The organism is Psychrobacter sp. AOP22-C1-C5, assembly GCF_052378885.1.
Lineage (GTDB): Bacteria > Pseudomonadota > Gammaproteobacteria > Pseudomonadales > Moraxellaceae > Psychrobacter.
In genome coordinates this window covers 138,429-159,347 of sequence record NZ_JBQSYC010000004.1, presented here as the reverse complement: position 1 = coordinate 159,347, position 20,919 = coordinate 138,429, and the positions used below count along the sequence as shown (strand labels likewise).

At 42.3% G+C, this 20,919-nt stretch carries 20 protein-coding genes; 8 read left to right on the top strand and 12 right to left on the bottom strand.

The genetic code is table 11. The features are described 5' to 3' along the window. Window positions 1-18 precede the first annotated feature (18 nt). Window positions 19-1,320, top strand: a complete 1,302-nt coding sequence (locus ACT3TH_RS07580; protein ID WP_444755243.1) for an ABC1 kinase family protein — start codon at window positions 19-21, stop codon at window positions 1,318-1,320. A 39-nt stretch (window positions 1,321-1,359) separates the two neighbouring features. Here ACT3TH_RS07580 and ACT3TH_RS07575 read toward each other — a convergent pair whose 3' ends face one another. Continuing rightward, entirely contained in the window at window positions 1,360-2,190 is an 831-nt protein-coding gene (locus ACT3TH_RS07575) for an ion transporter (RefSeq protein ID WP_444755242.1), read from the bottom strand. A 329-nt stretch (window positions 2,191-2,519) separates the two neighbouring features. On the opposite strand from ACT3TH_RS07575, the gene ACT3TH_RS07570 reads away from it, so the two are divergent. Further along, window positions 2,520-3,269, top strand: coding sequence for a YebC/PmpR family DNA-binding transcriptional regulator (locus tag ACT3TH_RS07570; protein ID WP_444755241.1), 750 nt, complete (start codon window positions 2,520-2,522; stop codon window positions 3,267-3,269). Between the two features lie 115 nt (window positions 3,270-3,384). Here ACT3TH_RS07570 and ACT3TH_RS07565 read toward each other — a convergent pair whose 3' ends face one another. Continuing rightward, window positions 3,385-3,984 carry a methylated-DNA--[protein]-cysteine S-methyltransferase gene (locus ACT3TH_RS07565; protein WP_444755240.1) on the bottom strand — a complete coding sequence of 200 codons (600 nt, stop codon included), beginning with the start codon at window positions 3,982-3,984 and terminating at the stop codon, window positions 3,385-3,387. Between the two features lie 46 nt (window positions 3,985-4,030). Then, window positions 4,031-4,999, bottom strand: coding sequence for a signal recognition particle-docking protein FtsY (ftsY, locus tag ACT3TH_RS07560; RefSeq protein ID WP_444755364.1), 969 nt, complete (start codon window positions 4,997-4,999; stop codon window positions 4,031-4,033). A 772-nt stretch (window positions 5,000-5,771) separates the two neighbouring features. On the opposite strand from ftsY, the gene ACT3TH_RS07555 reads away from it, so the two are divergent. The 3 genes from ACT3TH_RS07555 (at window position 5,772) to ACT3TH_RS07545 (ending at window position 9,157) form a co-directional block, all read left to right on the top strand. Beyond that, complete coding sequence (locus tag ACT3TH_RS07555; RefSeq protein ID WP_444755239.1) at window positions 5,772-5,939, top strand: hypothetical protein; 168 nt, start codon at window positions 5,772-5,774, stop codon at window positions 5,937-5,939. 80 nt (window positions 5,940-6,019) lie between these two features. Then, a complete protein-coding gene (locus ACT3TH_RS07550; RefSeq protein WP_444755238.1) occupies window positions 6,020-7,522 on the top strand; it encodes a M16 family metallopeptidase in 1,503 nt (500 codons plus the stop codon). A 192-nt stretch (window positions 7,523-7,714) separates the two neighbouring features. Beyond that, window positions 7,715-9,157 (top strand): M16 family metallopeptidase, encoded by a 1,443-nt coding sequence (locus ACT3TH_RS07545; protein ID WP_444755237.1) that lies wholly within the window; start codon window positions 7,715-7,717, stop codon window positions 9,155-9,157. Between the two features lie 101 nt (window positions 9,158-9,258). Here ACT3TH_RS07545 and ACT3TH_RS07540 read toward each other — a convergent pair whose 3' ends face one another. Next, complete coding sequence (locus ACT3TH_RS07540) at window positions 9,259-9,831, bottom strand: hypothetical protein (protein ID WP_444755236.1); 573 nt, start codon at window positions 9,829-9,831, stop codon at window positions 9,259-9,261. A 272-nt stretch (window positions 9,832-10,103) separates the two neighbouring features. Beyond that, window positions 10,104-11,063 carry a D-Ala-D-Ala carboxypeptidase family metallohydrolase gene (locus tag ACT3TH_RS07535; RefSeq protein WP_444755235.1) on the bottom strand — a complete coding sequence of 320 codons (960 nt, stop codon included), beginning with the start codon at window positions 11,061-11,063 and terminating at the stop codon, window positions 10,104-10,106. 258 nt (window positions 11,064-11,321) lie between these two features. Between ACT3TH_RS07535 and rodA the strand changes: the two genes are divergently transcribed. Beyond that, window positions 11,322-12,464, top strand: a complete 1,143-nt coding sequence (gene rodA / locus ACT3TH_RS07530; protein ID WP_444755234.1) for a rod shape-determining protein RodA — start codon at window positions 11,322-11,324, stop codon at window positions 12,462-12,464. 888 nt (window positions 12,465-13,352) lie between these two features. Continuing rightward, window positions 13,353-13,967 carry a septal ring lytic transglycosylase RlpA family protein gene (locus ACT3TH_RS07525; RefSeq protein ID WP_444755233.1) on the top strand — a complete coding sequence of 205 codons (615 nt, stop codon included), beginning with the start codon at window positions 13,353-13,355 and terminating at the stop codon, window positions 13,965-13,967. A gap of 82 nt (window positions 13,968-14,049) precedes the next feature. Here ACT3TH_RS07525 and radA read toward each other — a convergent pair whose 3' ends face one another. Next, entirely contained in the window at window positions 14,050-15,486 is a 1,437-nt protein-coding gene (gene radA / locus ACT3TH_RS07520) for a DNA repair protein RadA (protein ID WP_444755232.1), read from the bottom strand. A gap of 255 nt (window positions 15,487-15,741) precedes the next feature. Here radA and ACT3TH_RS07515 point away from each other — a divergent pair, with 255 nt between their 5' ends. After that, on the top strand, window positions 15,742-16,209 hold the full coding sequence (locus ACT3TH_RS07515; protein ID WP_444755231.1) for a hypothetical protein: 468 nt from the start codon (window positions 15,742-15,744) through the stop codon (window positions 16,207-16,209). A gap of 16 nt (window positions 16,210-16,225) precedes the next feature. On the opposite strand, the gene lptB is transcribed toward ACT3TH_RS07515, so the two are convergent. From lptB to hfq, 6 genes are all read right to left on the bottom strand, one after another. Then, entirely contained in the window at window positions 16,226-17,002 is a 777-nt protein-coding gene (gene lptB, locus ACT3TH_RS07510) for an LPS export ABC transporter ATP-binding protein (protein WP_444755230.1), read from the bottom strand. 85 nt (window positions 17,003-17,087) lie between these two features. Beyond that, the gene (lptA, locus tag ACT3TH_RS07505) at window positions 17,088-17,666 is read right to left on the bottom strand and encodes a lipopolysaccharide transport periplasmic protein LptA (RefSeq protein WP_444755229.1); all 579 of its coding nucleotides are present in this window, start codon (window positions 17,664-17,666) and stop codon (window positions 17,088-17,090) included. 108 nt (window positions 17,667-17,774) lie between these two features. Next, window positions 17,775-18,359, bottom strand: coding sequence for an LPS export ABC transporter periplasmic protein LptC (gene lptC / locus ACT3TH_RS07500; protein WP_444755228.1), 585 nt, complete (start codon window positions 18,357-18,359; stop codon window positions 17,775-17,777). Beyond that, on the bottom strand, window positions 18,356-18,922 hold the full coding sequence (locus ACT3TH_RS07495) for a KdsC family phosphatase (protein WP_444755227.1): 567 nt from the start codon (window positions 18,920-18,922) through the stop codon (window positions 18,356-18,358). Before ACT3TH_RS07495 ends, lptC begins: the two co-directional genes overlap by 4 nt. Before the next feature lie 39 nt (window positions 18,923-18,961). After that, window positions 18,962-19,954, bottom strand: coding sequence for a KpsF/GutQ family sugar-phosphate isomerase (locus ACT3TH_RS07490; protein ID WP_444755226.1), 993 nt, complete (start codon window positions 19,952-19,954; stop codon window positions 18,962-18,964). A 225-nt stretch (window positions 19,955-20,179) separates the two neighbouring features. Then, window positions 20,180-20,704: an RNA chaperone Hfq gene (hfq, locus tag ACT3TH_RS07485; RefSeq protein ID WP_444755225.1), complete on the bottom strand. Its 525-nt coding sequence runs from the start codon at window positions 20,702-20,704 to the stop codon at window positions 20,180-20,182. Window positions 20,705-20,919 lie beyond the last annotated feature (215 nt).

Genomic DNA, 20,919 nt, shown 5'->3' with positions numbered 1-20,919 from the left:
CACTACATGGTGATATGAATGGCAAAATCGTCTGGAAAGCGCTTTATGAAACTCGCTGGTATGACAGCAAGTATTGCCGGAAAAGCAGCTAAAAACTCATTTAAACATCTCTCAAGCGACGAAGAAAAACGATTGCAAGCGCGCTCGGAGCTGATGCAAGACGTGGGTATTCAGATAGCCGAAACACTGGGTGAGATGAAAGGCGCGGTCATGAAAGTGGGACAAATTGCCTCTCAGTACAAAGACGTGTTCCCACCCGAAGTTGCCACCGCTCTAGAAAAGCTACAAAAAGACGCGCCGCCCATGCCATATGCGCAGATACGCGCGCAGATCGAACGTGAGCTTAAAGCACCTGTCACAGAGCTGTTCAGTGAGTTTGAAGAAACGCCATTTGCTGCTGCCTCTATCGGACAAGTGCATAAAGCTGTTTTGCCATCTGGACAAAAAGTCGTGGTAAAAGTTCAGTATCCTGATGTCGATGAGAACTGCGACAGCGACCTTAAACAAGTACGCATGGCTTTAAAAATCGCTGGCGTGCTCAATATGAGCAAACAATTACAAGAGCAATTATTTAATGAGATCCGCCAAAGCTTGCATGATGAGCTGGACTATACTAAAGAAGCTCACAACTTACGAGTATTTGGGGCTTTTCATGCAGAAGATGAAGGTCTTATCATCCCTAAAGTCATTACCAGCCACTCTTCTAAGCGGATTTTAACGTTGACGGAAGAGATGGGTGAAACCTTGACAGTCGCGGCTACATGGGACAATGCAGTCAAACAACAAATAGCAGAGCGCCTGTTTCACTTTACCGCAGGACAGCTATTTGGCTTATATCGTATGCACTGCGACCCCCATCCAGGAAACTTCGCCTTTCGCCATGACGGCAGCGTAGTCGCTTATGATTTCGGTGGTATTCGCAGCTATAGTGACAATGAAGTACAATTATTCCGCCGATTTGCAAAACATGCTATTAGAGGCGATGTAACTGCGTTGGAGCAAGACTTAATCGCCCTAGATATTCGACGTGATGATGATAAAAATATTCCAGGTGAATTCTACGAAAAATGGCTATCTATTGGCTTAAAGCCTTTGTCTGTCAAACCTTATCAGGAAGGTGAGTTTGATTTTGGCAGTAGCCAAATACATCACGAAGCCATTGCACAAATGCGCACTTCTTTAAAGTATTTCGGTCAGTTTCAGCCCTCTGCCACCACTATAATGCTGGATCGCACCATATCAGGACAATACTGGAATTTGGTAAACCTAGGCGTCAGGATTGATTTATCACCCCTTATTAGCGAATACATCGATGTCTAAAAGCCGGCACATCAACGAAAAAATCGCTACCAACGCATATTAGACGTGTAGCGCATGTCCACAACGATCACAAAACTCTGCACCTATCGCGTGGCCAAACTTACCGCAATTTGGACAGGTCACTGGGTTCAGCTGTGGACGCATATTACGTGTCAGCTCTGAGGTAAAAATTCCTGTTGGAACGGCAATGACTGCGTAACCTGTGATCATGACCATCGTTGCAATGGCTTGACCCAATGGCGTCTTTGGTGAAATATCCCCATATCCTACTGTGGTCAAAGTCACAACTGCCCAGTAAATAGAGATTGGAATACTCGTAAAGCCGTTTTCTGGCCCTTCTACCACGTAGACGATTGAACCATAAATAGTGACTAAGAGGACCAGCGATAAGAAAAATACCGTTATCTTTTGCTGACTGGTTCTAAGCGCAGACGCCAAAAAACCTGCTTGTTGCATATACCCTTTGAGTTTGAGCACGCGAAACACGCGCAAAAGACGCAAAATACGTATCACAATGAGGTACTGCACGCCGCCGAATACGAGACTCAAATAACTGGGCAATATAGACAATAAATCGACAACGCCAAAAAAACTAAAAATATAACGAAAGCGATTGGGTGCCGAGAAAAGTCTTAAGACGTACTCGATCGTGAACAAAATGGTAAAAAACCATTCTGCATAAAAAAATATCGTCCCATATTGCAAACGTACGAACAATACGCTGTCCAGCATAACCACACCGACACTCGTCAAAATCGCAATCAATAATACGATATCGAAGAGCTTGCCCAGACGGGTATCTGTCCCTTCAATAACGATATGAATACGGTTACGTAAGTGCGTGATGGCTTCAGCAGTTAGTTGTTTCATAGAATCGGTAACTTTATAAAATCAATGGCTTGATAATATCCAATGACTTAAAATGTGAGGGATAATGCCAAGTTAGTTAAAATATACAAAACTGGTTTATAATGTTGCTCACTTATCACCGCTAATGCGATCTATAAGTTGCCACAGTGTAGCAAAAAACCACTCGTAACGACATACAAATCGTTAACGTGTAGACATCTGCTTTACTTAAGATAAACAGCTCAGCTCTATTGAAAAGCAGTGAGCCGATATCGAAAAGTGTCATTAACGACTTTTTAAGCATGATAAATAATGTACAGAAATTAATACGCAAAAATTAAGGATGTTATATGGCAGGTCATTCAAAATGGGCAAACATCAAACACCGTAAAGCCCGTCAGGATGCGGTAAAAGGTAAGATATTTACCAAGATTATTCGCGAAATCGTTTCTGCTGCCAAGCAAGGTGACCCTGACCCTGATAAAAACCCACGCTTGCGTGCCGTCATTGAAAAAGCATTATCAGTCAATATGACTCGAGACACGATCAACCGTGCCGTGGATCGTGGTACTGGTAGCGGCGATACTGAAAACATGGATGAAATCAGCTACGAAGGTTATGGCATCGGCGGCGTCGCTGTATTGGTTGAAACCATGACTGATAATGTCAATCGTACTGTTAGTGAAGTGCGCCACGCCTTTACCAAATATGATGGCAATCTTGGTACCTCAGGCTCGGTTGCTTACTTATTTAATAAGCGTGGTGAGATCACTTTTAACGACGTGAGCTTAGAAGAAGAAGTCATGCTAACGGCACTAGATGCAGGTGCGCTGGATATCGAAAACGATGGCGAAACACTGCTTGTCATCACTGAATGGGAAAGTTTTGGTCAAGTTAAAGATGCGCTGAACGCCGCTGGTCTGGTCTCTGACAATGCTGAAGTAACCATGTCGCCATCAACCACTGCTGAAATCGACAACTTAGACGATGCCGAAAGAGTCATGAAAATGATTGATATGCTAGAGGACATCGACGACGTACAAGAGGTTTATAGCAATGTGAACTTCTCCGCTAGCGTCATGGCACAGCTTGAACAGTAACTTTATCTGACACTCACTTCTACTCCTTCATAAAAAAAGCCAGACGTACGTAGCGTTTGGCTTTTTTTGTTTGATCGTTTCTATTTACTAGCGAGTAGCAATCACTTACTTTACCCTAAATTTTGCAAGTGACACCTTCAAGTGCTAATAAGTATGTCTTCTTATCCAGTCCGCCTGTATAGCCGCCAAGCTTGCCATCACTAGCTATCACTCGATGACAGGGAACAATAATACTAAAGGGGTTTTTACCATTGGCATTCGCCACCGCACGAAAACCTTTAGGGTTGTCTACGCGCTGCGCGAGCGTAGCATAACTAATCGTCTCGCCATACTCAATGTCTTGCAACGCTTGCCAGACTCGCTGCTGAAAATCTGTTCCCAAACTTATATCGATCGGTATGTCAAAATCACTGCGCAGTCCTTGCATATAGTGCTGCATCTGAGTAATGCCTGCCAACAATACCTGCTGCTCATTGTCGGTAGAATTTAAATCATCAGCAGCTACGAATTTCACAGCATTGACATCAAACTTGTAATGCTTCGCCAGCCTATCGAGTTTGATTTTATCCTGCCAATGCTCATCAAGCTCTAGCCAATTACACCAAACAAGCTTTGCTGTACGGTCTATCGTATGGCTTGCCAGCAGTAAAGCCGCGTTAGGAGAAGACAATTCTTCATAATTGATATCCGATAAGGCAACACTGGTAATGATCATAATCTAACTCCTTTAGTACTTATTTAGTTGCTGGCGATTTGATTAATTACTCTTTGTCATCCGTTTCAAACAAGGCGGCGACAAACTGTTTTGGACTAAACGAGCGTAAGTCATCAATTGACTCACCAACCCCAATATAACGAATAGGTACATCGGTTGTTTCGGCAATATTAAAGACCACGCCGCCTTTTGCCGTACCATCTAGTTTGGTGATGGTAATACCAGTCAATGGCACAACTTTATTGAACAATTCCACTTGGTTGATTGCATTTTGACCAGTACCCGCATCAAGGACAATCATACCTTCGTGCGGTGCGCTTGGATCTGCCTTACGTATGACTCGAACCACTTTTTCTAGCTCTGCCATTAGATGAGTTTTGTTCTGTAAACGTCCTGCGGTATCCGCTATCAACACATCGATGTTTTTTGCTTTGGCAGATTGCATGGCATCAAAAATGACAGAGGCACTATCAGAACCGTGGCCTTGGGCTACCACCGGAATGTCATTACGCTCACCCCAAATCTGTAGCTGTTCAGTGGCCGCCGCGCGAAAGGTATCGCCTGCCGCTAGCATCACCGACTTGCCTTCACCTTGCAAACGCTTGGCAAGCTTACCGATCGTTGTGGTTTTACCCACACCATTGACGCCTACAACTAAGATAACAAACGGTTTTTTACTCGTATCAATGACTAGTGGCGCAACTTTTGGTGTCAAAATATCGACCAGCTCGCTTTGCAGAGCTTTATACAACGAATGGGCATAGATTAAATCGCCACGAGCTGTCTGCTCTGTCAAGCTTTTGATGATGCGGTTGGTGGCACTAACGCCAATATCTGCAACCAGCAATTGATCTTCAACTTCTTCCAACAGCTCATCATCGATCTCTTTGCCACCGATAAGAATACTGACCATACCTTCAGCCAAGTTCTTACGTGACTTACTAAGTCCCGTTTTTATACGGTTGAACCAGCTGCTTGTCTTCTTCTCTTCCGGCGTCTCTGTTGACTCTTGCACTTTTGGTGCAAACTCTTGTTGATCTATGCCTTTGGCCTTGTTATCGACACTTGCAATGTCGCCTAATTGCTCTTGCAGCGGCATAGTAGGGATTGAGGACATAGCATTAGATTTGCTCACTGCCTCTGTCTCTTTAGCGGTTGAAAAACTTTCAAAGGTATTCTTAAGCGCGCTTTGCTCTTCTGTCATACCAACCGGCATACCCAAAGCGATGTTGTTTGATTCATCAGCACTGACGATATCTTTATCAATTGTCTCGCCTGCTTGCTGCTTTTCTGCCGTATTCTCATCATTAGATACTTTAGGTGAGTCAACGGTTTCCGTCTTAGACTCAGGCTCATCAACAATGGGTACAGATTGCGCCGCTAGACTGGGTAAGGTAATATCATCGTCATCTAAATCATCAAGATTGCCATCGAGATTGATGACCACACGATTGCTATTATTTGGGTTGTTCATAAGCTTGCCCTAAAGATTGTCACTGTCAGTTATTTGTTTATTCTAGATAGATTCATCTGTCATCATGGTTTTACTGCCGTATGACAGACCATTTTTAGGCTAGTTTAGCATAATTCAAGTGGTGCTCAGACCTTACCATAGTAGACGGATGTCAAAATTTACAAGTTTAAAAGCTGATGTAGTCGTCTGAGAAAGTTTCGCTTAAGATTCGGACACAAAAATATGACCTTCTGTATGGTGAACTTCGCCTACTCTAACAGGTCATATTCGGCAATCTACTCTCCATTTAATCTTCACCTTTTAGGAATTTATTATGTCAATACTATCTAATACTTGCAAAAAATATAGCAAAAGAGTTGCTACTGTCAGCGTGACTTTATTACTAACAACAATGACGTTATCAGCAGTCTCAGGTTGCAGTACCACGCATGAGTTCAAGCCGACGGCTAGCGTACTGGCTGGGGCGCACAAATCGTTATAAGGCTTTTTATCGTTATCATTAAAGTTGCTATATTCACTCACCAATCTACCACTCTTCACTTTATATAAGTAGAGCACACTATGTCATCGCCTTTACCACTGTCTACTCTCTCATTATGTATTGCTTGCGCACTAACCGTAGCCACTACCCTTACCGCTTGTCAAACCAGTGCTATAGATTCTAGTCCCCCTTCTGTAGTTAAGAATCCAGTCACTCAGAACGCCTCTAGCCAAGATAAAGCAGGTCAAAGTAAAAAACCCCAAGACGCGCAATCATCAGATTTAGCAATGAATATGTCAGGCCGACATGAGTATCAGTTAGAAAACGGTCTAAAGATAGTGGTAAAAGAAGACCATCGCGCACCAGTTGTTATGACACAGATTTGGTATCGAGTTGGCTCAACAGATGAGCCATCTGATAAGGGCGGTATCTCTCATTTACTTGAGCACATGATGTTTAAAGGCACTACCAACGTTTCAAGCGATGACTATGAACGCTTAATTGCCAAATTTGGCGGCGTCAATAATGCATTTACCAGCTATGACTACACAGGTTATTATGAGCTGTTCCCAGCCAATCGCTTTCCTTTAGCCCTAGAGCTAGAAGCAGATCGCATGAAAAACCTCACTTTTAACGATGATGCCTTTGCAAAAGAGCATCAAGTCGTTATGGAAGAGCGTCGACAGCGCACCGATGACAATCCACTTGCAAAAGCCTACGAATCATTTCGTTTGCTGGCCTTACCTGATAGTCCCAAAGGCGAGTCGGTCATCGGACCAATGGATGAGATTGCGTCCATCACCCTTCCTGACTTAAAAAACTGGTATGAGACTTGGTATGCGCCTAACAATGCCACTTTAGTCATCGTTGGTGATGTCGAGCCAACTGAGGTCTTGGCTCAAGTCAAACGTTACTTTGGTGAGCTATCGCCAAGCGATTTGCCCAAACGTCCTGCTGTCACTCAAAAAGGCTTCCGTGGCTATCAGCAAGTCGATTCTGAACAGGCTGTACAAGTCCCTGTATTATTGATGGGTTATAATGTCCCAAGCCTTGTGACTGCAGGCACAAACAATGAAAAACAAGCTTATGCACTGTCACTTGCCCAAGACGTACTGGATGGCGGGTTGTCTGCGCGCTTAGAGAGTCGGCTGATACGTGAGCAAGGCTTGCTCACCACAGTGGGGACATCTTATGACTTACTTGATCGCGGCGATGGCTTATTTTTGGTGCAGGCAACGCCGCGTGAAGGCGTAAGCTTAGCGCAAGCCCAGCAAGCCATCATCGCTGAGATAGACAAGCTTAAAACCGACCCAATTGACGCAGATGAAATCAGCCGCGCCAAAACCAATACTGTGACAGGTCTCGTCTATGCGCAAGATAGCATGGAAGGTCAGGCACGTATGATTGGCTCACTACAGTCTATCGGTCTTGATGATAGATTGCTTGCCGAGCTACCAGCCGAACTTGATAAAGTGACGATCGCAGACATCCAAGCTGCTAGTAAAAAATATTTGGTCAAGGATAACTTGACGGTGATGCATATCGTGCCACCTAAAGATAAGACCGCTAAAAAGGATGAATAGTGACATATTATTCTTTCATCTAATAAAAACGCCCACTGTAAAGACTTCATTAATAAGAAGACAATCATGACTCACAATAGCGACTTATTTCAAACAAGAAAAAAATCTTTTGATAGTGCACGAAAATCAACGTTAGCAGCCACTCCTATACTTAACAAATTATCCTATCTTAGTTTTGGAGTTTTGATAGGTATGACAACCTTGACCGTGACGGCACAGGCAGACACAGCTGGCGCCGAAGAATCTCGCGGATCAGCAGCTTTGGTTGATACGAGTGCACCCATTGCAGCATTATCCAAACTGACAAGTCTTGACGATGCTAAACCTTTAAAGCTCACAGTGCCAACGATTCAAGAGTTCAAAACCAAAGTGGGTGTACCTGTCGCCTTTGTACAAACGACTGCATTGCCTATTGTTGATATTGATTTGCGATTTAATGCAGGTAGTGCTCGTGATGGTAGCATACGTAAAGAAGGTTTCGGTATCGCTAACATGACTGCCACTATGCTGACGCAAGGCACTAAAAAATTAGACGAGAATGCATTTACGCAAGCAGGTGAAACCTTAGGTATTGATCTAAACAGTAGTGCCTATAAGGACATGTTTATTGTGTCGTTGCGTAGCTTATCTGATGACAAGCATCTACTGCCTGCCATCGATTTGATGACTCAAATGCTCAAAGAGCCTGCTTTTGATGAGCAAGTCTTAGCACGCAATAAAGCGCGACTATTGGTCGGCTTACAGCAGCAAAAGCAAGACCCCAATAGTCTTGCCAGCCTCGCTTTTAACAAGGCATTATATGGAGAGCATCCTTACGCTCACCCATCGGCTGGCACCCTAGAGAGCGTACCTAGTATCGACAAACAGCAATTGATTGATTTTAAAAATCGTTACTTGGTTGCAGCAAATGCTTCCATTGCAATGACGGGTAATTTGACCCTAGATCAAGCAAAAAAACTGGCTGAGGAAATTACCACTGACTTACCAGCGGGTCAAGCCGCTGCAGCTCTACCTGAACCAAAACCCCTCAATCAATCAAAACACATTCACATTCCCTTCCCAAGTACTCAGACCACTATATTGATGGGTCAATTGGGTAGCAAACGCGCGACCAATCCAAAAGATCAGCAGCAGCAAACCAACTTTGCCGTGGGTAATGAAGTGATGGCTGGTAGTAATTTTAATGCGCGCCTGATGTCTGAGGTTAGACAAAACCTTGGTTATACCTATGGAATCACAGGTTCTATGAATCCGATGCTGGCAAAAGGCCCTTATCAGATTGGTTTTTCGACCCGTAATGATAAAGCGCTCGCAGCCATTAATGCCAGTTTAGCAGTTATTAATGATACCCTAGACAAAGGTATTACCAGCAGCGAGATGCGTCTGACAACAGACAATCTTAAAAACAGTTTTCCGATGAGCTTTGCCAGCAATGCAGGTATCAACAGCTTACTCGGTATGATGAATTTTTATCAATTGCCGAACACTTATTTAACCGATTACATTGATCGTATCGATCAGGTAAAACTATCGAGCGTCAACCAAACCATGCGCGATACGTTAAAACCTGATGACTTCTTGATAGTCACTGTGGGACAAGACGATCCTTGGAAGGGTAAAAAAACTGAAAAATAGCGAGACTTAACTTTGGTAAGTTTTGCGTACTTTATAGCATAAAGGGCGATGTCAAATAGCATCGCCCTTTATGGATTATTTATTCTAACCGCTACTGATACTTAATTGTAGACAGTCACTGCAACATCATACATTAGATTTTTAGGCTTATAAGTTGCCCCATTATACGCCAATCGAATCACATGTTTGTCGTAAGACTCTACTTGATAATCACCGTTAGCAAAGTCATGCAACATAGGCACGACTAATAGCGCTTCAATTCGACTGTCACTTAACATGACCGAAATGTTCTGACCGTTTCGCGGGTACAAGAAATAATCACAGTAATCATCTACCATGACTTCGTCGGTACGTTCAATGACATGACTACCGACCTCTTCTTGTATCAGTTTTGGACAGATATCAGTGCGCTTGGCCGCCAATCTAGCATAAGAGTTTCTTATGTTTTCTTCTACATCTTCAGCGTTCTGTAGTTTTCTATCAAGATTGGTAGAGTCATTTGCACTCAAAGAACCATCGTCAGAAGGCGTTTCTGGACTGCAGGCACTGACAAATAACAAGAACAAAAAAATCAAACCAAACAAAGCCACGTACGTATTATTTGATTTTAAAAAGCTTTTTTTTGATTGATCTACATCACTAGGTGTTGCTACTGTTGAATACTGCTTTTTCATAAAATCTGCTCATAACGAACGCTATTTTTTGCTTCATAAATAAAATGATATAAAGGTGAATAGCAAGCTCATTAATGAAGCATCATTTACGAACATCGAGAAAACTTAATGACATTCTTACTGGCTTTTCTGAGAATTTAGGCACCCATTTTCTAACTTTAGACCACTTATCATTTGGCAGCTATTTTTGTAAGCGCCATTATAGTGTTTCTTTTCTCACTTTATTACTATCGGCTTATATTTATTTTACATTTTCATAGCTGGCAAGTCATTTAGTAACGGCAAGAAGAGCTACTACTGGCATGGTTAAAACCCCATTTTCGATACCCATCTGTGTCTAAATGGATGGCACCTGTTGCATATAGTCCTAAACCGAAATTGTGTGCTTTGCCCTGATATTGCCAAAACTGACATAAGCCGTCTTGCATGGTACTGCGCTGCCATGGGTTATCTTCGTATTCTGGCACCCAAATGTCCATGGCACTTCCATTCATATGCTTACTACTATCAGCACCGCCTGCGCAGTTATTAAGGCCAGGACTACGATACACCGACCGTATCTCACTACTTACTGGTAGAACGCCTTGGTTTTTTAACTCATTATATAGACGCAATGTCGGCACAATATTTGCCCATAACTCTTGCGGAGGTAGCTGATAAGGCTCATAGCCACACTTATCCCAGCTACGAGCAGTCGTCAGTAGTTGAGACAATGGCGGCACATTTTGAGCGCCAACTCTTGTAGCCAGATAGCGTTGATACTCTGCCACTTGCTGAGCCCGGTAGCTATTACTGTTTAACCAAGCATTAAAGTCCATGCTATTGAAGTCGTTATTAGCAGTGTTATAGGTATTACTTGGTGTACTATATTTATTATAAGTCGTGTTATAGACAGGCGAACGTCGATTGATATTTACCTGTTTGTTCTCTTCGATAGACAGATTGGAATTGGGTGCAAACTCACGTTGTTTTTGAGCGATCAACCCTTGCATGCTATCACCACTTGCACCACTCAATATGGTAACGCCTGGACTGTTACTTGCGGCGTTTGTAGAAGGTCTAATGTAAGCATTACTGCTATTATTAGTGCTACTGCCCTGACGTACTTGAATACGGCGCTCACTGCTGTCACTCAATAGAGCGGCATGCACAGAGACGCTACTGACACACATAAGTAGCGCGATAATAGGCTTTTGAAGCTGTCCATAACCATGGTTTTTTGTGTTTGTCATTGCAAGAAACTACCGCTAAAAAGGTTTTATCGATACTATCAAATTTTTGGTAAGCAGGCTAAACTATTACATCTAATCCAAGGTGTGATATTCGCAAATAACACTTATCCTCATAATTTTTATAATTACGTGACTTTAGTACTTACGTGTTACTTTATCGTCGATATTCTATTAGAATAGACACAATATAATTGTGTTTCAACCCGCACTTTTAGAAAAACCCCTCCTTTTTCACCAATTATCAGCCACTCTTTGCCTATGTCTTCTAACCTGCAGTATCGTTTTTCACGTCAGAGCCATCACTTCGGTCAAGGTCATACGCCGACACTATGGCAACGTATACATATAGATCCGTGGTTGACCCTTCTTTTATTAACGGTTTGCTGCATTGGCTTGACGATTTTATACAGTGCTTCTGGTCAAGAAGTGAGTATGGTTTTGCGCCAAATGGTCAGTTATGGCGTAGCCTTCACCGTAATGTTTACGATGGCACAGATACCGCCCAGTATCTATCGCACTTTTACCCCAGTATTTTATGTACTTGGATTAATTTTGCTGATTTTGGTTGATATCATCGGTGAGGTACGTATGGGTGCTCAGCGCTGGATCAATTTGCCTGGTTTTGGCAGCGTACAGCCATCCGAATTTATGAAGCTTGGTATGCCAATGATGTGCGCTTGGTTTTTGTCCAAGCGTGACCTGCCGCCCTCCTTAGCCAGTATCGCTATAACTTTGGCATTAATTGTTGTTCCTGTTTTGTTGATTGCTAAAGAACCTGATCTTGGTACATCATTGTTGGTCGCGGCTAGTGGCATTTTTGTGTTGTTTTTAGCCGGTTTGTCTTGGCGATTGATTTCAGCCGCCGCAGTTTTGGCTGTACCTTTTATCGCTATTGCTTGGAATTTTCTTTTACATGATTATCAGCGGACACGCGTGTTGACTCTGCTTAATCCTGAAGCTGATGTGCAAGGAGCTGGCTGGAATATTATTCAATCAAAGACCGCAATCGGTGCGGGCGGGCTGACAGGAAAAGGCTATTTGGAAGGTACACAGTCGCATTTACACTTCCTCCCAGAAGGCCATACTGACTTCATTATTGCCGCTTTTTCAGAAGAATTTGGTCTATTGGGCGTCATTTTATTGATGTTTATCTATTCTTGTCTTCTGATGCGTGCCTTGTATATTGCTTTTACACATCCTGACGTATATAGCAGATTGTTAGCAGGTGCCATTGCTATGTCTTTTTTCGTCTATGTGTTTGTCAATGTGGGCATGGTGAGTGGTCTGCTGCCTGTGGTCGGCGTACCCTTACCTTTTATTAGCTATGGCGGTACGGCCATTGTTACTTTGATGGCTGGATTCGGTCTGCTCATGTCAATTCATACTCACAAAATCAGCTGATCTCACTTTTGAGATAAATGATTTTAAATGACGTATTTACCTTAAAATTACTTATATTCAAAACTTAAAATAAGCTTTTAAAACCAATATACAAGCACTTCAAATCTAGTACCTGCGATGTAAAGTAGGTACTAGATAAAACTAAAACGTTTTGGATGAGCATTTTATAGGATTGTAGCTTCTTTTATTGTCTCTCTGCCTCTAATATAAATTTCCACTTTAGATCAATAATAATAGAAATCGTATCGATCAGTATCGTTATAACGATAGACTTAAAATGATATTATCGTTATTTCTTTACAATTAAGTCTCTTTTAACCAGTGCTAAGAAGTTTTAATCCTTGTTTTTTACAAATATTTGCGTTAACCTCGTTTTAGTGTAATTTGATACACAACCCGTACATAGCCACTAAAGAACTTTGCATTTAATTATATTTTGGTCATAGCTCGTACGTATAGTTAGCAACCTATAGATTTTCAAATTTCAAATACACTACTTAATTAACGGTTTAACAACAAAGCAACACGTAACACTCTTTAAAACCTTTATTAATTTAGCAATGAAAGAAATTTTGTAAATATGACATAGAGTAAACTCATTACCCATTTACGACTTTGGATTATGAGCTTACTAGTATTATTAGCTATCGTTTGAGCGTTTAATAAGTATCTTCGGTAATATTATCGTTGCCTACTTATTATAATGAAATGAAAAATTACCATACATCAGAACCTATAAAAGCCGCAGTGTGACATCAATGACTATATGAACAACAGATTGATGATAAGGCTTTAGAGTTTGGGTGAGGGTTAGATTGGTCTAACTCTCGCACACTCAATCTAATATAATTAGAGTTAGGTGCTGATGTATAAGTTATAGAGGTATCTATGAATAAGCGTTTATCCGGTTTACTTACAATGTCAGCGATCTTATTTGCTGGCTCTGCAGTCGCTACTAATGCCAATGCGGTAGAAGCAAAAACCTCCCTTGCAATGATTTCGCAAGATAACGCCTCCCACATCGACCGTGTACTTGGTGAGCTTAGCCGTCAACATGATGGTGCATCAAGTTTGGTCAAATCAGCACGCCAACCCACTTCATTAGCACTTAACAGCTCACTACTAGCCAGTGATACTGCACTAGCGAGTAACGATGAAGATGTACTAGAGCGCCTGACAGCTGTCGCCTCTAATTCAGTAAGTAAATTTAAGCAAACTGGTCTTGCCTCTTGGTACGGTCGTAAGTTCCACGGGCGCAAAACAGCCAGTGGCGAAACGTTCGACATGAATGGTTTGACTGCTGCTCATCGCTCATTACCGTTAAACTGTTATGTAAAAGTGACGAACAAAACCAACGGTAAGAGTGTTGTGGTAAAAGTTAATGATCGTGGTCCATTCCATGGCAACCGTGTCATGGATTTATCTTATGGTGCTGCTAAACGTCTAGGTATTACTAACAAAGGCGTCGGTAACGTTTCTATTGAGCGTGTTTCAGGCCCCTAGATTTATACCAGATTTTATTTCATCAGATTATAAAAAAGCGCCCAACGCATTTAATCGTTGGGCGCTTTTTTATGGCTTATAGTTATAACTCAAACGCACTTTCAATCGCATCATCAAGACGCTCAACAGCGATTACATTGATACCTTTAAACTGAGGCGCACCCTTAGCAGGCGCATTGGCTTTTGGGATAATGGCGTGTTTAAACCCATGCTTCATGGCTTCCTTCAGACGTTCTTGGCCATTCGGTACAGGACGAATCTCACCAGACAGCCCCACTTCACCAAACACCGCCAATGAAGATGGCAAGGCGCGCTCTTTAATACTAGAAGCACAAGCCAATAGTACTGCCAAATCAGACCCTGTCTCTATTACCTTGACGCCGCCTACCACGTTGACATACACGTCTTGTCCACTTGTATGGATACCGCCATGGCGATGCATCACTGCTAGTAGCATTGATAAACGCTGAAAATCTAATCCCAGCGCCATACGTCTTGGCTGTCCTTGAGAGTCGTCGACCAATGCTTGCACTTCAACCAGTAACGGTCTTGTACCTTCACGGCTAACCATGACCACAGAACCAGCAACAGGCTTGTCATAACGGCTTAAAAATATAGCCGATGGGTTGGCGACTTCTTTGAGTCCCATATCAGTCATACCAAAGATGCCCAGCTCGTTGACTGCGCCAAAGCGATTTTTGACCGCACGAATCATGCGAAAGCGGGAGTCAGATTGACCTTCAAAGTACAATACGGTATCCACCATATGTTCGAGTACGCGTGGCCCCGCTAATGTACCTTCTTTGGTTACGTGACCCACCAAAAACAGCGCGGTTCCAGTTTGCTTAGCGTAGCGGGTCAAAATCGCTGCCGATTCGCGAATCTGGCTGACGCCGCCGGGTGCCGAATTAATCGCATCGGTATAAATGGTCTGAATAGAATCGATAATAGCAATGGCAGGCTGCTCTTGAGTCAACGCTGCACAAATGGTCTCAACATTGGTTTCAGCCAGCACTCGTAGCCTATCAGCAGGTAAATCCAAGCGCTTGGCTCGCATGGCAACCTGTGCAAGTGATTCTTCACCAGTCACATAAAGCGCACTGCCTGCTAATGAGTCTGCACGTGCCATATTGGTCGCTGTCTGCAATAAGATGGTTGATTTACCAATACCGGGGTCACCCCCTATCAGCACAACAGAACCGGCCACCAGCCCCCCACCTAACACGCGATCAAACTCACTGATGCCAGTTGGCAAGCGCGTGTCTAATGTGACGCTGACTGCGTTGAGCGGCATGACTGCACTATGAGTACCAGAATAATTACCAGCGGGTGCACTAGTACTACGAGGCGTAGCACGACTAGCATTGGGTTTGGCGGTGTTTTTATTATGATGCGGCATACTGACATTTGGCGCTTCAACCAAACTGTTCCATTCGCCGCAGTCAGTACACTGCCCTGCCCATTTGCCAAAATGCGCCCCGCAATGTTGACAGACATAACTGCTTTTATTTTTTGCCATATAGACCTTTGTATATTCTAAAAAATATTAATACCTTTAATTTACTAGGCTCGCCATAAGTGAATAAGTTGTCATTTAGTACAGTATTGAATCCATCTACTATGCAATCAAATTTACACTTGTTTAAATACCTTATATTAATTTCAAACTACTTCTACCACATCATAACAAATAGACTAATTGCTAACTTTTGTTGTTTTACTTTTGTTTTTTGTTAGTATAAAATCGCTCCAAATAAAAATTGGAATTTGTATTATGAGAAGTTTTACTATTTTGCTCTTAATTAGCTTCTTACTACTTTATTTTGGATATCCTAAATATGAGGAATACAAATTTGTTGAGGAGATAAGAAAAAATATGCAAACAAAACTCCCAGAAACACCCACTATTCCAGGACTACCAATAACAGCTGATGTAATAAACGAATACCCCGCTACTTTGATAACTTTCTATTTGACAGACATCAATTACAATGACTTGACGCCTAGCTTGAGAATAAAGTTAAGAGAGGAGGTAAAAAAAATTGCTTGTCGCAATTTAGAAATAATTAAGAACGGTGGGCAAGAATATAAAAAAGCAATGATAAAAATTCTTGAAGAAGACCACAATAGTATGAAAATAACGGTGAGAGACCAGAATAAAGAATATATTACTGACCATCATCAAATGCTTTCTGAATGCCAAAGCTTTGAAGACTTAAAATGGTCAGCTCCTAATCAATAACTTACAACTTATTTAATTAGACCTGAAAATCTTTACCCAGATAAACCGACTTCACCAGTTCATTATCTAAGACCTCATCAGAGGTGCCTTCAGCAATAATGGCGCCTTCTGAAACGATATAAGCCTTTTCACAAATAGCCAAAGTATCACGTACATTATGATCCGTGATCAGTACGCCAATACCGCGATTCTTTAGCGTTAATATAACGTCTTTAATATCACCCACAGAAATAGGATCAACCCCAGCAAAAGGCTCATCCAATAAAATGAACTTTGGATCGGCTGCTAAGGCGCGCGCAATCTCACAACGACGACGCTCACCCCCTGAAACACTCATTCCCAATGACTTTCGCACATGCTCTAAATGGAACTCACCAATTAATTTTTCAAGCTCTTGTTGCTGCTGGCTAGCATTTAGCTCTTTTCGAGTTTGCAAGATCGCCAAAATATTGTCTTCGATGGACAATTTGCGAAAAATAGACGCTTCTTGCGGCAAATATCCAATACCTGCACGCGCGCGCTCATGCATCGCATATTTAGATAAATCCATTTTCCCCAATGTTACACGGCCTTTATCCATATTAACCAGTCCGACCACCATATAAAAACTGGTGGTCTTACCTGCCCCATTGGGCCCTAACAACCCAACGACTTGGCCTTGCTCAACAGAAAAAGAAACGTCTTTGACCACCCAGCGTTTGCCATAGCGTTTACCCAAATTTTGCATGGTTAATTGTGCAGTAGGCGCTGTACTATTGGTTGCTAAAAAATCTGTACTTTTATTATCACTCATAGCTTACTCATACGATTGCAAAATATAAGCATCGATACAGGTATACGGACTGGTTTGTATATCGATACATCAATTGTCCAGCTTATTAGCGTATGCCACTTTGGCTGTTGTTATTGCTAGGCGGGAACACCAGCTCTACTCGCTGATTACCGCCAGCAGTCGCCTCGACATCACCTGCTTTTAAGCTATAGCGTATGACATTTCCTGCAAAACTTGCCCCATTTTGAACCAGTTTGGCATTTCCTGTCAGAGTAATGATACCTGTGACTGCATTATAATCAATTTTATTGGCTTGACCTTTTGCTAGGCCTTTTTCTTGCGTGACAATCTGCTGCATGGTCGCTGGACGTCCAGTCGCTACAGCAGAATTAATACTGCGCTGCTGCGACAAATTGACCGTGATATTATCAGCAGTCATTTTAAACGTACCTTGAGTAATAATGACACTACCTGAGTAACTTGTGACACCTGTACGCTCACTATAAGTTGCTTTATCAGCCAACAGCTTTATTTCCTGATTGGCATCTGATGGCAAAGCGTGACTGTATAGCGGCAGCGCTAACAACAAAACCACTGGCAGCGCACGTAGCTGACGTAAGCGATACGATGTTGAATGTGAGCGTAACAATGATGGGCGCAAAGCTGGCAAAAATTTAGATTTCATAAAAATCACTCGTTTTATAAGGGGTAGCAGGATTTGCAAACGTCATGCTAGCTAATATTGTTATCATTCGTTTTTGGTATAAAAGCAATTGCGATTAAAACATTTTGATTAAAACAATGCTTTATCTTGGCGATCAGAGGGGGTAAATGAGACAGCAACTTGACCAAACTCATATTCACCTGTCTCAAGATTCGCAGTCATGCTTGAAGCTTCAAACCGATTCATACCTTGTTCAATCTTAACAGGCTCTTCACTATAAACTTGACCTGATTTGGTGTTACCTTTAAGAGTATTACCAGTCACCTTTATTGGTTCGATATCAGATGCGCCTTTGTTTCCTTCACTGACCAATGAAAACCCGCCTGATAGGCTAAGCTCTCCTGTCTGCTGACTGATAGCAGCACTACCCGCTTCAATACGATAACGCTGTTCTGGTGATGGCTCCCAATTCATAGTGATGCCTGACATCTCATCCAAATTGGTCTGCGGGTTGTGAGTCAACGATTCAGCAGTCAGCTCGTACTCAGTTTCGCCTTTATCGTTGGTCTGTACCGCCTTAATGTCCGTTGCTTCATAATCAACATCAGACGTCTGCATACTCACAGGTGGTGTTATCTCTCCCTGCTGGCGGAAGAACCAGCCTGCAACACCAGCAATAATCAATGCAAGGACTATCAAAACACGAGTATTCACGACAAATCATCCTGAGTGTTTGCTTCATCAAGCGTATAGTGCGCAATAAAGTCTTGATAGTGTCCATGACCTTTTAGAATCAGATCACATATTTCACGTACAGCGCCCGTACCGCCTGCCCGCGTGGTCACCATGTCACTACGATTGATGACTTCCGCATGGGCATTGGGGACTGTTGCCGCAAACCCTACCGTTTGCATTGCCTTAATATCTGGTAAATCATCACCCATATAAGCACAATCAGCTGCCGTAATATTGAGCGCTGGGTCAAGGGTAGACAACAACTCATTTAACGCAATCAATTTGTCATCACGGCCTTGTACCACATAATTCACACCCATTTCTGCGGCACGCTTATTAACCATAGCACTACTACGACCAGTAATAATGGCCGTCAAAATACCATAACGTGCTAAAGACTTGACACCCACACCATCCTGTACTGAAAATGCTTTGGTCTCGATACCATTAGCATCATAAATGATCTGGCCATTTGACAAAATACCATCGACGTCCATCACCAACAGTTTCACTTGTCCTGCTTTTTTGATTAAGTCTTGCATTCGTTATCTCTTATTCAGGGCCATTTTTTAATATTATACTTATTTCACGCCAGCTTGCAGCAAGTCATGTACCGTGATGATCGCCTCTAACCGATTGTCTTCATCTATAATCAATAATTGGCTAATACCATTTTCATTCATCACACTCAGCGCATCTGAGGCACGCATGGTCTTATTCACATGGCGAGGATTGCTGACCATCACATCACACATTGGCGTTTTTAAATCAATACCTTTCTCTAAGCCACGGCGTAAATCACCATCTGTGAATACACCAACGACCTTGTCATTATCATCGATGACCACTGTCATACCGAGACGTCCAGCAGACATAGTAAAGAGTGCTTCTTGCAAGGGCGCATGTTGATGAATTAGAGGTAAGTATTCGGACTTGGTATGCATCAAGTCTTCAACTCGCGTAAGCAGCTGACGGCCTAGTGCGCCTGCTGGATGCGATAAAGCAAAGTCTTCAGAAGTAAAGTTGCGTGCATGCACTAAAGCCACGGCCAATGCGTCCCCAAGCGCCAAAGTCGCTGTAGTACTCGAGGTAGGAGCAAGGTTAAGCGGACATGCTTCTTGCGATTTACCAAGGGTCAATACAATGTCAGCGGCGTGCGGCAACATACCACGCTTATCTCGACTGATACTAATCAGCGGAATATTCAATCGCTTCACGACAGGCAATAGCATTTTTATCTCATCTGACTCACCAGAGTTAGAGATCGCAAGCAATACATCGCCCTTAACCAACATACCCAAATCACCATGCCCTGCTTCACCAGGATGCATAAAAAATGCTGGCGTTCCAGTGGAGGCAAAGGTCGCTGCTATTTTGCGTCCAATCAATCCTGACTTGCCCATACCTGTGACAACCACACGACCTTTACAGGCCAAAATAATATCACAAGCTTGTGCAAATCTATGGTCTATCTGCTCAGTCAATAACGATAGCGCAGATATCTCAGTATTAATTGCTTCGATAGCAGTACTTATAAATTGCTCATAGGTCAAATCAATTTGGGTATTACTCATGAATCCACTCTATTTTTATAATGAATCAACATAGTATTTTACTATATTATGTCTCACATTAATAATAATCTACAAAGCAATAAAAGGCCTCTTAGGTTCTTAATCTCTGATGTTAGACAATTATTACATGCACCTTTACTTAAGCAAAAAAAACCCGCTATGCAAGCAGGCCTTGATCGAACAAATTGTGTCTCAACAACATACTTTCAATAATGATGATAGTATTTAGTCATTGTTATCATTAGATCCGTCAGTAGACTTGTCTTCAAATCGTGGGTTATCACCTGAATTTTCAAAACCGCGATCTTGACCAAAACCCCCACGTTCAAAACCGCGCTCCTGACTTTGACCAAAGCTACCACGTTCGAAACCACGGTCTTGAGCTTGGCTGAAGCCGCCACGATTAAAGCCACTACGATTTGCAGCAAAACCACGTTCTTCAAATCCGCTTGCGCCCGCTGGGGTGCTACCACGTTCAAAACCACCCGGATAACCTGCTGGAGCCGCGTTTTGAATCTGGCCACCTGTTCCTGTGGTCGCGCTACGAGGATTACGCGCTGGTACAACCGTTGAGATAGCGTGTTTGTACACCATTTGACTAACAGTGTTTTTTAGCAATACCACATATTGGTCGAATGACTCAATCTGCCCTTGCAGCTTGATACCATTAACCAAAAAAATAGAAACAGGAATGCGATCTTTACGCAGTGAATTCAAGAACGGATCTTGTAAAGTTTGTCCTTTTGACATGAAATCTCTCCTAAATATTATATAGTTATATTTTAAGTGCCAATTATTTTAAGTGCTAATTATTCTAAGCATCAATATCATTATAATGGCTAAAGGTAGATACAATACTAATTTTTCTTTTTAAAACGTATCTAAATAAACACTTATCGTTCTTAACTTACCGTAAATACGCCACTATTGTAAATAATTAAGTAACTACTTGTTTCTTCAATATT

Bases quoted from the DNA above. Each gene is read 5' to 3' on its own strand.
- ACT3TH_RS07580 (WP_444755243.1), top strand. From the start codon at position 19: ATGGCAAAATCGTCTGGAAAGCGCTTTATGAAACTCGCTGGTATGACA.
- ACT3TH_RS07575 (WP_444755242.1), bottom strand. From the start codon at position 2,190: ATGAAACAACTAACTGCTGAAGCCATCACGCACTTACGTAACCGTATT.
- ACT3TH_RS07570 (WP_444755241.1), top strand. From the start codon at position 2,520: ATGGCAGGTCATTCAAAATGGGCAAACATCAAACACCGTAAAGCCCGT.
- ACT3TH_RS07565 (WP_444755240.1), bottom strand. From the start codon at position 3,984: ATGATCATTACCAGTGTTGCCTTATCGGATATCAATTATGAAGAATTG.
- ACT3TH_RS07555 (WP_444755239.1), top strand. From the start codon at position 5,772: ATGTCAATACTATCTAATACTTGCAAAAAATATAGCAAAAGAGTTGCT.
- ACT3TH_RS07550 (WP_444755238.1), top strand. From the start codon at position 6,020: ATGTCATCGCCTTTACCACTGTCTACTCTCTCATTATGTATTGCTTGC.
- ACT3TH_RS07545 (WP_444755237.1), top strand. From the start codon at position 7,715: ATGACAACCTTGACCGTGACGGCACAGGCAGACACAGCTGGCGCCGAA.
- ACT3TH_RS07540 (WP_444755236.1), bottom strand. From the start codon at position 9,831: ATGAAAAAGCAGTATTCAACAGTAGCAACACCTAGTGATGTAGATCAA.
- ACT3TH_RS07535 (WP_444755235.1), bottom strand. From the start codon at position 11,063: ATGACAAACACAAAAAACCATGGTTATGGACAGCTTCAAAAGCCTATT.
- rodA (WP_444755234.1), top strand. From the start codon at position 11,322: ATGTCTTCTAACCTGCAGTATCGTTTTTCACGTCAGAGCCATCACTTC.
- ACT3TH_RS07525 (WP_444755233.1), top strand. From the start codon at position 13,353: ATGAATAAGCGTTTATCCGGTTTACTTACAATGTCAGCGATCTTATTT.
- radA (WP_444755232.1), bottom strand. From the start codon at position 15,486: ATGGCAAAAAATAAAAGCAGTTATGTCTGTCAACATTGCGGGGCGCAT.
- ACT3TH_RS07515 (WP_444755231.1), top strand. From the start codon at position 15,742: ATGAGAAGTTTTACTATTTTGCTCTTAATTAGCTTCTTACTACTTTAT.
- lptB (WP_444755230.1), bottom strand. From the start codon at position 17,002: ATGAGTGATAATAAAAGTACAGATTTTTTAGCAACCAATAGTACAGCG.
- lptA (WP_444755229.1), bottom strand. From the start codon at position 17,666: ATGAAATCTAAATTTTTGCCAGCTTTGCGCCCATCATTGTTACGCTCA.
- ACT3TH_RS07495 (WP_444755227.1), bottom strand. From the start codon at position 18,922: ATGCAAGACTTAATCAAAAAAGCAGGACAAGTGAAACTGTTGGTGATG.
- ACT3TH_RS07490 (WP_444755226.1), bottom strand. From the start codon at position 19,954: ATGAGTAATACCCAAATTGATTTGACCTATGAGCAATTTATAAGTACT.
- hfq (WP_444755225.1), bottom strand. From the start codon at position 20,704: ATGTCAAAAGGACAAACTTTACAAGATCCGTTCTTGAATTCACTGCGT.